The sequence below is a fragment of the Bradyrhizobium sp. genome, assembly GCF_027451485.1.
In the GTDB taxonomy this organism is placed as follows: domain Bacteria; phylum Pseudomonadota; class Alphaproteobacteria; order Rhizobiales; family Xanthobacteraceae; genus Bradyrhizobium.
This window is the reverse complement of sequence record NZ_DAIDJE010000139.1, coordinates 90,776-103,003: the sequence shown is the minus strand read 5'-3', so window position 1 is coordinate 103,003 and position 12,228 is coordinate 90,776. Positions and strand designations below refer to the sequence as shown.

Below are 12,228 nucleotides of genomic sequence, written 5' to 3'. Positions count from 1 at the left end.
CGCCAGGCCCGAGGCCAGCATCAGCCCAACGGCAGCGGTGGATAGCATCAAATGTCTACGCATGTCGTCTCCTCCAATGTTCGAAATTGAATGAGCGAACGTGCAGGGGCCGCGGAAGTTCCGCAGGGGAAAACGCTTCATCTGCCGAGGGTGCCTGGAATCCGCTGCGAATGAGCGGCTGGTCGGCTCGCTAGTCTCGCGGGAGTTGCAGGCGCGGGTCTGCTCGCCGAACAACCCCCGCAGGAGGAGCCGAGGCTTCCGTCACCGGTCCGGAGGTTCATTGCGCGTTCATTGAAACTATATGCTTGACGCCCCAGCAGCGACTAGACAACCGCATCCCGCGCCCAACGTCCGTGATACGCCCCTCGTGAAAGGGCGCGAGACGGGCAAAGAGGTGCCAGTGATTTGCCCGAAGGCACAAGGGGATTCTTTCCCTTGAGGAGGGCGTAATCATAAGTGCCGGAGGTCTCGGTGCCGCAGGTGTACGCTTCGCTCGTGATGGCTTTGTACAGAGAAGACAAACGACGCGAAGGGCACAAGAGGCGAAACGGAGGTGCATCTGTTGGGCGCAAACCAGGACGCAGAAGGTGGAATCGCTCGCCGTGCAGTCTCAGATTGCGCAGCAATGATCGCCAAGCATCTTCAGCTAGAGCGTTCCTACTGCCCGTAGACAGTCGGCAAGCTTCTCGGCCGCAGGGGACAATCGGCGACCGACGAGCCAAGCCAGCACGAAAGCTCCAGGCGCGGGCAACTGCTCCACCATCAGGACGTGCAGCGCCCCCAGCTTAGCGAAATACGCCGCCACGTCGGACGACAGGACCCATATCAAGCGCGACGAATTGAGAAGCGCGACATTGGCCTGGATCGAGGATGATTCAACCGACGCCTTGGCCGGACGCCGCTTGGTCTTACGAAAGTGAGACTCGATGGCCGAGCGCATCGCGGTGCCGGCCTCGGGAAAAATCCATGGCTGCTCGTAGAGCTGATCCCAATCGAGCGATCGACGCGAGGCCAAAGGATGTTTGACCCCGCAAACGGCCACGACACTCGGCCGATAGAGATCCTCGGTCTTGACGTCGGATAAGTCCTGCTCGTGGCCAAACCGGCCGACCAGAAGATCGATCTGACCAGTGCGTAAGCGCCCCAGCAACTCGTCCATGGCGCCTTCCCGGATGTTGACAGCGATTTCCGAAGACTGCTCCATCAGAAGCTTGAGCGCGGTCGGGACGACGACATAGCAGGAGCTGACGCCGGCCCCGAGGCGAACCGTTCCGACCAGGCCGTCATGAATCGCCTCGATTTCATCCTGCGTACGGTCGAGCTCCGCCAGGAAGCCGACCGCCCGGCGGATCAGGGCGCGTCCCGCCGCGGTCGGCCGCAAGGTGCGTCCGACGCGTTCGAAGAGCACGACGCGGAGATCGGATGCGAGCTCCCGCAGCAAGCGCGACGCGGCGGGCTGGGTCAGATTGACCTCGCGAGCGGCCGCGCTGAGCGTGCCGGTTCGATCCATTGCCGCCAGCAACGCTAGCTGCGATAGGCGGAGGCGGTTGATCAGCGGCTCCCGCTGCACCGTCGAGAACGGCATCTCAAAACATACCAGTTAAATCATAAGATGTGACGAACACGGCATTTGTTTAATATACCATCCTGGTGATCATGCCAGCGAGTCCGAGGCTGCCCACCCGATCGATCAGAGGTCTCATGTCCAGCAGTTCCGGTTTCATCGACAAGCACGGCCTTTGGACCGAGGACCAGCGCGCACGATCGAAGGAGGTGACCGACCGGATCGCCAAGGACGGCGTCAAGCTGGTGCGCGTGGCCTGGAGCGATCCGCACGGGGTCTCGCGCGCGAAAACCGTTACCTCCGAGGTCTTTCGCGGCGCCATGACGAACGGCTACAACATCAATGTTGCGACGGCGACGCTCGACGCGTCCGGGGCCCGGGTCTTCTCATCATTCACCCGCGGCGGCGGCCTGGGACTAGAGGAGATGACCGGGTCGCCCAACCTGATCATCGTCCCGGACCCCTTCACCTTTCGGGTATTGCCGTGGGAACCGACCGTCGGCTGGGTGCTGTGCGACGATTACTTCACATCGGGACGGCCATTCCATTTCTCACCGCGACACGTGTTGAGGAAGCAGGTCGAGCGTCTCAACGGCCGTGGTCTTCGCAGCGTCGTCGGTCTGGAGGTGGAGTGGTACTTGCTTCGCCTTGCCGACGATCGACTGACCGAGCAAAATCTCGGCGCACCGGGAATCAAGGGGCGTGCGTTACGCGCCTATCCTGTCGAGCCCGGCTACTCGTTCCATTCGGAAACCAGCTTCGATCTCATGCACGAGCCGATCGCGAGATTGGCAAGCGCTTACGAAGCTCTGGATCTACCTGTCCGATCCTTCGAGAACGAATGGGGACCCGGCCAGGTGGAGTGCACCTTCGGGCCGGCAGATGCCCTCCGCGCAGCCGACAACTTGCTGCTCTTCCGTACCGCCACGCGGCAGATCATGCGACGGATGGGCTATCTCGCAAGCTTCATGTGCCGCCCGAAAGTGAAGGGCCTCTATTCGAGCGGATGGCACCTGCACCAATCTCTCGTCGATTCGGCCGGGGCCAACGCGTTCACGCCGAGCGAAAGCGGCATTCCGCTTTCCAGCCTGGGCATGTCTTATTTAGGCGGCTTGCTAGCTCACGGCATTCCCGCCACGGTATTCGCCAATCCCACCGTCAATGCCTACCGTCGTTTCCGCGCCAATTCGCTCGCGCCGGACCGGCTGGCCTGGGGCAATGACCATCGCGGCGTGATGCTGAGGATATTGGGAGAGCCTGGCGATCCTGCCTCCCGGATCGAGAACCGTTTGGGAGAGCCATCGGCCAATCCTTATCTCTACGTTGCCTCGCAGATCATCACTGGCCTCGATGGTATCGACAACTCACTTGATCCGGGTGCGCCGGACACCGATCCCTACAGCACGGATCGCACCAGGTTGCCGAAGAGTTTGCCATTGGCGCTCGACAGCCTCTCGCAATCTGCGCTGTTTCGCCGGGAGATGGGCGACCTGTTCGTAAACTACTATCTCGCGCTGAAGCGCAAGGAGGCGGACCGCTTCGCTGAGTTCGTCGCCGCCAACAGCCTGGATCCGTCGAGCGATGAGATCACGGACTGGGAGCAGAACGAGTATTTTGATTTTTTCTAGCCCACTTCTGCGGGGTGCTGACCCATGACCCACATCGAACGCCGCACGCAAGCCTATGATTGGGATGACCTGGTCCAGGAGGACCGCGTCCATGAGTCGCTTTATACGGATCCCGCCATCTTCGAAGCCGAGATGCGGTCCGTGTTCGGCGGCACCTGGGTCTATCTCGCTCACGAGAGCCAGATTCCGGAACGCAATGATTACATCACGGCGAGGCTCGGTCTGCGTCCGCTCATCGTCACGCGTGACAACGAGGGCGTGATCCGCGCCCTGTTCAATCGATGCACCCACCGGGGGACGACGCTCTGCCGTTTCGAGAAAGGCAACAAGCGCGCGTTCCAGTGTCCCTATCACGGCTGGAATTTCCAGAACGACGGCAAGCTGCGCGGCGTGCCGTGGCCCGACGGTTACGCGGAAAATCCTGCACATGATGCCAAATTCAACCTGGCGCAGGTGCCGCGGGTGGAATCTTATCGCGGGTTCATCTTCGCCACGCTAAACGAAGCGATGCCGTCGCTGAGCGACCATCTCGGGCCAATCAAGCGTCCGCTGGACGAGTGGATCGATCGCAACCCGGGTGGAAAGATCATCGTCTGCGAAGCCAATCGCATCAAGTACAAGGGGAATTGGAAGCTCGCCTACGACAATTCCGGCGACGGTTACCATGTGCTGTATTCGCACCGCTCGCTGCTCGAAACGGAAAACCGCTTTCAGGACGAGGCGACCGAGAAGGGCATGTCCTACTACAAGAACTCGCCCGACGAGCAGCCGATGTATATCCAGTACATGGGCAACGGACATCACTTCAAGGACAAGCGGCCGAACTTGCAGCCGCGGACGGGCGGCCTTTGGGCGATCGAATCGCTGCACCCCGGCATGGAGCACGTCGCCGAGAAGCTGCGAAGCCGGTTTGGCGCAAAGGCCGAGTCGTTTCTGGACTTGGCGGGATCGGAGCCGGTCAACATAAACATCTTTCCCAACCTGTCGCTGCTCGGCAACCACATCCAGGTGTTTCAGCCGATCTCGTACGACGAGACCGACACCATCTGGTACGGCACCAAGATCGAGGATGTTGACGGCACGATGGGCCCTGACGTGCTGAACGATATCAACACCCTTCGGATGCGGACGCAGGAAGGTTTTCCGAACTTCGGCGAAGTCGACGACGTCACCAACTTCGAACAGATTCAGCGTGGTCTGCGCTGCCGGGAAGACGAATGGATCTACATGAACCGGGGCCTCGACATCCCCGGCCGCATCAAGACGCTCGAAGATGGCACGCTGAAGGGGCCGGCGACGGACGAAGTCTTCATGCGCGAATACATCAAAGAATGGAAACGTCTAATGAAAACGCAGCCGAAGCTGACCATTCGTCGGGAGCCCTAGATGAGCACGACTTCCCTCAGCCGTGATCCGGCACGCTATTCCTACTATGTCGATGATGCGGCCTATCGGGAATTGATTGCGGACTTTCACCGCATCAGAACCGAAGAGCCTACGGTCGAGGATCCTGCCGAGCGTGATTTTTTCCGGCGACTGGTTGAACGCGAGGCACGCCTTCTCGACAGGCTTGATTTCACCGGCTGGATGGCGAGCTATGCGGATGAATGCTTCTATTGGGTGCCGAGCACTCCAAATGGAGGCGATCCGCGCAGCGAAATCGCCGTGATGTTCGATGACCGCCGCAGGCTTGGAGACCGCGTCTATCGCCTGTCGACGGGCTTTGCCTGGTCGCAGGCACCCTCATCGAGGACTGTTCGGGTGGTGTCGAATGTCGAGGTATTCGATTGCTTGAATGCGGACCAGAAGCTCGTGCGATCGAACTTCATGATCAATGAGTTCTGGGACGACGAAACCCGGGTACTCGCCGGTTGGGCCGGGCACCGCTTCCGAAGGTACGACGGGAAATGGAAGATTTCTGCCAAGCAGGTGAATCTGCTTCAGTGTGATCAATGTATCCGCAATCCCAGCATCATCTTGTGAATAGTCTTCCTGTTGCGGGTTTCTCTGCTCGTCTCTTGGACGCAAAGCGGAAACGCCGTCGGAAGAGCATGTCTCAGAAGGGTCATCTTCAACCGGTCCGGCCGAAGCTGGCAGCCGATTGATCTCTGCTCGACCCCGAAAGCGCAGAAACGCAGTCCGGTGCGGTGCAATAGGTTCGGGTTCATTGCGGGCCATCGGAAGGAAGTTCTGCCGCCCGCAGCTTTCGCTGGCGAACTTATCTGCGAAGGTGATGGCACCCGACCCCGACAACCGGCGCCGACGGGATCGGGCGCCGATCCAGCGCGCCAGCCCACCAGAATCGCGCATATTGCCACCCAACAGCCGCAAACCGGTGTTTTCCTCACAGGGCATCACGGCGCAAACAGGGAGGCATCTGATGACAATGAGGCCGGATCCCACGTTTCATGCATCGCCGAGGCTGGCGATGGAAGCTCCCGCGGAAAACTTCGCCTATATGCTGCTGCTCTGTCCGGATTTTTCGAAGCCGGACGCGCTCGCGGTCGTTGACGTCAACCCGTCGTCGCAGACCTATAGTCAGATCGTCCACACGGTCGTGATGCCGAACAAGGGCGACGAGTTTCATCACTTCGGCTGGAACGCCTGCTCGTCGGCGCTGTCGCCGCTCGCAGGCCACGCCTTCGTCGAGCGACGCTATCTCGTCATTCCCGGAATCCGCTCCTCGCGGATCTATATCGTGGACACCAAGCCCGATCCCACCAAGGCACGGATTCACAAGATCATCGAGCCCGAAGAGGTGTTCAAGAAGACCGGCTACTCGCGGCCGCATACGATCCATTGCGGGCCTGAAGGCATCTATGTCAGCACGCTCGGCGGCGGCGGAAAGGATGGCACCGAGGGACCTCCCGGTGTGTTCATCATGGATTGCGAGACATTCGAGGTGCTCGGGCGTTGGGAGATCGATCGAGGCCCGCAAAAGCTGCATTATGACTTCTGGTGGAACCTGCCACGCGACTACATGGTGACAAGCGAATGGGCGCTGCCGCCGCAGTTCGAGAACGGCATCGTTGCCGAAGATCTGCTTGCCAACAAATATGGTCACCGGCTCCACTTCTGGGACTTGCGGGAGCGGCGTCACACGCAAACCATCGATCTCGGCGCCAACCATCAGATGGCGCTGGAGGTGCGGCCCGCCCACGATCCGGTTCGTGAATACGGCTTTGTCGGCGTCGTCGTCGACACCACGAACCTCGAGGCCTCGATCTTCACCTGGTGGCGCGAGGACGGAAAATTCCACGCAGAAAAGACCGCGACCATCCCGCCCGAGCCGGCCGCGAAGGAGAAGCTGCCGCCGCTGCTGCAGGGTTTTGGCGCGGTGCCTCCGCTCGTGACCGACATCGACCTGTCGATGGACGACCGCTTTCTGTACGTTTCCTGCTGGGGCACCGGCGAGATGCGGCAATACGACGTCCGCGATCCCAGAAAGCCGAAGCTTGCTGGCTCCGTGCACATCGGCGGCATCGCACGCCGCACGCCGCACCCGAGCGGCAAGGCTTACGCGGGCGGTCCGCAAATGGTCGAAATCAGCCGTGACGGCAAACGCGTCTACTGGACGAACTCGCTCTACTCGACATGGGACAAGCAGTTCTATCCCGACGGAATGCCTGGGGCGGCCGTGATGGCCAACGCGGGCCCCAGCGGTGGGCTCGAACTCGCCAGCGACTATTGGGTGAATTGTCCCGACGGATATCGGCCTCATCAGATCCGGCTCGAGGGCGGGGACTGCTCGACCGACTCTTTCTGTTATCCGTCGGCTTAAATTGAGCCAAGGCGATTGGACAGGCGCCTGGCTTTGGCTGGCCGTCATTGCGAGCGGCCTCTTTCACGGCGCCAACCCGGGAATGGGGTGGCCGCTCGCAGTCTCTGCGGGACTGATGGAAAAAAGTCCGCGCGCGCTGTTTCTGACGCTTTTGCCTTTGTCAGTCGGGCATTTGCTGGCAGTCCTCGTGATACTGTTGCCGTTCGGGCTGCTGCTCGCGCTTGCCGAATGGCGGCACGACATCCAGATTGCTGCGGCCCTTGTCGTTATCGGGTTTGGCATCTTCCGCCTGCTTGATCGCCGCCATCCGAGGTCGCTGGCAAGGATACCGCCAACGCAACTCGGACTCTGGTCATTTGCGATCGCGATCGCGCACGGAGCGGGACTCATGCTCGTGCCGATCTATCTCGGACTTTGCCGCTCCGATGCGTCCGGCCACGCCGCCGCCGCCCCGCTTGTCGAAGGCAATCTCGCCGTCGCGGTTCTCGTCGCCATTGTCCATGTCATCGCAATGATCGGCGCCGGCGGATGCCTGGCCTGGCTCGTCTACCGCTACTTGGGCCTGAGATTCGTCTCGCGGGGCTGGTTCAATCTGGATGCGGTCTGGGCGATCAGCCTCATCCTGGTCGGTACGATCGCGCTGGGGTTTAATCTTGGCGCGGCCTAATCGCTACTTGCGCAAAGGCACGCCCTTGGTGGTGAAGCGTTGCATCCGCGCGCCGCCGCGCACCGGCCGCCGGGTGCCCGCGGCCTTGCCGGTGCCGGGCGGCTGATAGGACGGCACGAGCTGGTCGGGGCGCGAGCCGATCAGGTCGCTGCGCCCCATCTGCCGCAGCGCCTCGCGCAGCACCGGCCAGTTGTCAGGGTCGTGATAGCGCAGGAACGCCTTGTGCAGCCGTCGCTGCTTCAGTCCCTTGATCGCCTCGACCCTGTCGCTGCCGCCGCGCCGCACGCCGCGCAACGGATTGACGCCGGTGTGGTACATCGCCGTCGCCGTCGCCATCGGCGAGGGCAGGAACGTCTGCACCTGGTCGGCGCGGTAGCGGTTCTTCTTGAGCCAGAGCGCGAGGTTCATCATGTCCTCGTCGGTCGTGCCGGGATGCGCGGCGATGAAATAGGGGATCAGATAATATTTCTTGCCGGCCTGTTTCGCCGCGGCATCGAACATCTGCTTGAAACGATGATAGGCGCCGATTCCCGGCTTCATCATCTTGTCGAGCGGCCCGCGCTCGGTGTGCTCGGGCGCAATCTTCAGGTAACCGCCGACGTGATGGCTAACGAGCTCCTTGACGTATTCGGGGCTCTTCACCGCAAGATCATAGCGGACGCCGGACGCGACCATCACCCTCTTGACGCCCTTCACCTCGCGCACCTTGCGATAGAGGCGGATCAGATCGTCGTGCGAGGTGTTGAGGTTCTCGCAAATGTCCGGAAAGACGCAGGACGGCCGCCGGCACAGCGCCTCGACCTTCGGATCCTTGCACGCCATGCGGTACATGTTGGCGGTCGGGCCGCCAATGTCGGAGATGACGCCGGTGAAGCCGGGCGTGCGGTCCCGAATCCGCTCGATCTCGCGCAGGACCGAGGCTTCCGAGCGGTTCTGGATGATGCGGCCCTCGTGCTCGGTGATCGAACAGAACGTGCAGCCGCCGAAGCAGCCGCGCATGATGGTCACCGAGAACTTGATCATTTCCCAGGCGGGAATTTTTGCGTCACCATAGGAGGGATGCGGCGCGCGGGCATAGGGCAAATCGTAGACCGCATCCATCTCGGCGGTCGTGAGCGGGATCGGCGGTGGATTCAGCCAGAGATCGCGATCGCCATGGCGCTGGACGAGCGGCCGCGCATTGCCGGGATTGCTCTCCCGGTGCAGCACGCGCGACGCCCGCGCATAGGCCTCGCGGTCCTGTTCGACCTGCTCGCAGGACGGCAGGCGGATCACGGTGTCGCCGCGCCGGCGGCTCGCGCCTTCATCCGCCGAGTCGAGGTCGAAGGCCGGCAGCTCGGCGTAATTCTCAGGCACGCGGCGGAACAGCGCGATGCCGCGGATGGAGTCGAGATTGCGCGGAGCCTCGCCGGCGGCGAGCCGGTGCGCGACCTCGACGACGGCGCGCTCTGCGTTGCCATAGATCAGCAGGTCCGCCTTGGCGTCAGCCAATATGGAGCGGCGCACCTTGTCGGACCAATAGTCATAATGCGCGATGCGGCGCAGCGACGCTTCAATGCCGCCGAGCACGATCGGCACTTCCCTGAAGGCTTCACGGCAGCGTTGTGCGTAGACGATGGTGCAACGGTCCGGCCGCCGGCCGCCTTCGCCACCCGGCGTGTAGGCGTCATCGTGGCGCAGACGACGATCGGCCGTGTAGCGGTTGACCATCGAATCCATGTTGCCGCCGGTGATGCCGAAGAACAGCCGTGGTTTTCCCAACGCCTTGAACGGCTCGGCGGACTGCCAGTCGGGCTGCGAGATGATGCCGACCCTGAACCCTTGCGATTCGAGAAGCCTGCCGATGATCGCCATGCCGAAACTCGGATGGTCGACATAGGCATCACCCGTCACCAGCACGATGTCGCAGGCGTCCCAGCCGAGCGCGGTCATTTCGGCGCGGCTCATCGGCAGGAACGGCGCCGGCTTATCCGCGTGTCTCCGGTGGTCAGACCAGGACATCAGGGGTTTCTCGGCGACGGCAAGCGTGTTCATGGCGCTGACAGGTAAGCCCCTGCGAGCGCGAATTCAACCCGTTCCACGCGCCGCCCGATCGACAAGGCCGGCGGTAGGCCCAATAGCACCGCAGAATCACAGGAACTTCGGCAGCACCTTGGTCCACAACGCCTCGGTCGACCTCATCAGCTTGGCGTGCGGCACCAGCGCGTTGTAGGTGTAACAGAACAGCCAATCGACCGGCTGTCGTTTCATGTTGGCCTCCAGCGCGCGCGTCACGGTATCGACGGTGCCGACCAGCGCGTAGCCGAGGTCGATCGATTCTTTCGCGGTCGCAAACTGCTTGGTCTGCGGATCCATCAGGCCACGGCGGAAGCCGAACGGCTCGAACCACGCCTTGCCGGAGAAACGGCCGGAGTCCTCCCATAACGCCATCGCTTCCTCGTCGGTATCCGCAATGATGACATCGCGGAGCAGGCCGGTGCCTTGTCCGCGCGGTTTTCCCGACACCTCGGCATAGAGGTCATAGAGCGGCCCTGCGTAGGCGTCATGCATCGGCGGCAGGATCGCGGTGACGCCCTCGCGCGCTGCCCAGCGAATCGAACCCGGTGAGGAGGCGAATGGCAGAAACACGGGCGGATAGGGCTTTTGGAGCGGCTTCGGCACCACCCCGACCGAGGTCAGCATGCCGTTGTCGACGCCCTTGCCGTATCTCACGGTGGTCTCGAGATCCCACGGCGTCGCGCCGGCCGGCACCTTCCAGTACTTGCCCTGGAAGGTCAGCATCTCTTCGGTCCAGCATTTCTTGATGATCTGCCAGTTCTCCTCGAACGCCTCGCGGTTGGCCTGATCGATCGCATCATGCTGATGCGGCAAGGTGCCGGAGACGCCATGCGTCTGCTGCGCCATGATGTCGACCCAGCGACGCTGGTAGCCGCGGGCAAAGCCGGCGCAGGCGCGCCCGCCGGTCATGTGATCGAGCATCGCGATGTCCTCGGCGACACGGATCGGGTTGGCGGCGGGCAGCACGATGCCAAGCTGGCCGACGCGGATGCGCTTGGTCTGCATCGCGAAGTAGAGGTCGAGCAGCACGGGGTTGTTGGAAACCTCGAAACCCTCGATGTGAAAGTGATGCTCGGTGAAGCTCACCGAATCGTAGCCGAGGTCGTCGGCGAGTTTGACGAGCTCGGTCAGCTCTTTCAGCATACGCTGGTAGAGCTCGGGTTTCGTCGCAGCCATTCCCGCTTCGATCTCGGCGCGCGAGCCGACGCTCGGCAGACAAAATATCGATGCCTTCATTTTCCTCTCCCGTCCGTCTTGTTGCTGTTGATCGCCGATCGGATCAGGACATCTTAGGAGAGCCAATGGCGATCACCAAGACGGCACGCAGGAGCATGTGAGCAGCCCACGACTTTCCGAAGCTCGTGAAGGCGGGTGCTGCGGAGGAGCAGGAACTTCCGCAAGCGGGCTCCAGCCCAGTTCTGACGGGACGGCTGGCCGTACCCAGCGATGAAGGCGACTTCAATCACCTGTCGTGGGACGATCGCAGCGGTGCCCGAAGCTGTGCCGAAAGACCGGGCTGCAATTTGGCGTAGGACAACCGGCCGCCCAGCTGCTGGGTGAGCAGCATCACGATACGCGACCCGAGGCCCGACGGGCCTTCGTCGCCGTTGTGGCCGACGCCATTGTCCGCGACTGTCAGCTCGATATCCTTTTTCAGAGACAGCTCGACCGTAACCTGGCCGGGCCTGCTGTCCGGAAAAGCGTACTTCAGCGCGTTTGTAACGAGTTCGTTGGTGATGATGCCGATCGCCAAAGCCTGATTATGAGGCAGATCGACATCGTCGCTAACCACCTCGAACGCGATCGGTCCCTCAGGCGCCAGAGACTGGAAGATTTTCTCCACCACGCCACTCAGGAAGTAACGCATGCCGACGAGCCGCGAATCCTGCTTGTGCGAGAGGTGGTCGTAGACCTGCGCAGTGACATGAAGCCGGCGCGCTGTTGCCTCGAGAGCAGAGGCGACAGCGGGCTCCGAGCTTCTGGCCTGCAGGCGGATCATCGCGCTGAGGACTGCCAGGTTGTTCTTGGTGCGATGCGCCATTTCCTGAAGCAGCACGGACTTGGTCTTGTCTGCCTGCATCACTCGCTTCATCTCGGCGCGCAGGAATTCGGCGACCAGCGCGGTGCCGACGGCTGTCATGATAAAGAGACTGTTTTCGGCAAGAGGCGAGCCTATTTCGCTTCGATAACTGATATAGATGCTGACGCCGGCGCCGAACGCCGCCGCGGCGAGACCGGTGCCCCGGTTGAAAATCAGGCCTGACAGAAAAATGCCCGGCAGCAGCAGGAAATAGTTCGGAAATCCGGTCAGCGTCTGCAGCGCCATCTGCAGGATCGCACAGACCATCATGATTGCGGCGGCGATGCAGTACCGCAGAGGAACAGGCAGTCGATGCTCGAGCAGCAACGGATAAAGCTTGTTCATTCGCAGTCAACCGCGTGCCGCCGCCTGGCGTTCCGGCGGCGAACGCCGCATTTTGTCGTGCCGGCAGGGAACGAAATCGACGGACGGGGATGTGGCCGCTGAGCT

Annotated in this window: 9 protein-coding genes; 5 read left to right on the top strand and 4 right to left on the bottom strand. The window is 61.9% G+C overall.

Annotation, left to right across the window (positions count from 1 at the left end; all coding sequences use genetic code 11):
- Positions 1-646 precede the first annotated feature (646 nt).
- Positions 647-1,585 (bottom strand): LysR substrate-binding domain-containing protein, encoded by a 939-nt coding sequence (locus NEZ08_RS18070; RefSeq protein WP_298109725.1) that lies wholly within the window; start codon positions 1,583-1,585, stop codon positions 647-649.
- Positions 1,586-1,701: 116 nt separating this feature from the next.
- Here NEZ08_RS18070 and NEZ08_RS18065 point away from each other — a divergent pair, with 116 nt between their 5' ends.
- From NEZ08_RS18065 to NEZ08_RS18045, 5 genes are all read left to right on the top strand, one after another.
- Positions 1,702-3,192: a glutamine synthetase family protein gene (locus NEZ08_RS18065; protein ID WP_298109720.1), complete on the top strand. Its 1,491-nt coding sequence runs from the start codon at positions 1,702-1,704 to the stop codon at positions 3,190-3,192.
- A 24-nt stretch (positions 3,193-3,216) separates the two neighbouring features.
- Positions 3,217-4,578, top strand: coding sequence for a Rieske 2Fe-2S domain-containing protein (locus NEZ08_RS18060; protein ID WP_298109717.1), 1,362 nt, complete (start codon positions 3,217-3,219; stop codon positions 4,576-4,578).
- On the top strand, positions 4,579-5,175 hold the full coding sequence (locus tag NEZ08_RS18055) for an aromatic-ring-hydroxylating dioxygenase subunit beta (protein ID WP_298109714.1): 597 nt from the start codon (positions 4,579-4,581) through the stop codon (positions 5,173-5,175).
- 397 nt (positions 5,176-5,572) lie between these two features.
- Positions 5,573-6,973, top strand: coding sequence for a selenium-binding protein SBP56-related protein (locus NEZ08_RS18050; RefSeq protein WP_298109710.1), 1,401 nt, complete (start codon positions 5,573-5,575; stop codon positions 6,971-6,973).
- Between the two features lies 1 nt (position 6,974).
- Positions 6,975-7,640, top strand: coding sequence for a hypothetical protein (locus NEZ08_RS18045; RefSeq protein ID WP_298109707.1), 666 nt, complete (start codon positions 6,975-6,977; stop codon positions 7,638-7,640).
- A 3-nt stretch (positions 7,641-7,643) separates the two neighbouring features.
- On the opposite strand, the gene NEZ08_RS18040 is transcribed toward NEZ08_RS18045, so the two are convergent.
- The 3 genes from NEZ08_RS18040 to NEZ08_RS18030 all read right to left on the bottom strand — a co-directional run bounded on the left by NEZ08_RS18040 (position 7,644) and on the right by NEZ08_RS18030 (position 12,123).
- Entirely contained in the window at positions 7,644-9,674 is a 2,031-nt protein-coding gene (locus NEZ08_RS18040) for a YgiQ family radical SAM protein (RefSeq protein WP_298109704.1), read from the bottom strand.
- Between the two features lie 96 nt (positions 9,675-9,770).
- On the bottom strand, positions 9,771-10,934 hold the full coding sequence (locus tag NEZ08_RS18035) for an LLM class flavin-dependent oxidoreductase (RefSeq protein WP_298109702.1): 1,164 nt from the start codon (positions 10,932-10,934) through the stop codon (positions 9,771-9,773).
- A gap of 226 nt (positions 10,935-11,160) precedes the next feature.
- Positions 11,161-12,123 (bottom strand): sensor histidine kinase, encoded by a 963-nt coding sequence (locus NEZ08_RS18030; protein ID WP_298109699.1) that lies wholly within the window; start codon positions 12,121-12,123, stop codon positions 11,161-11,163.
- Positions 12,124-12,228 lie beyond the last annotated feature (105 nt).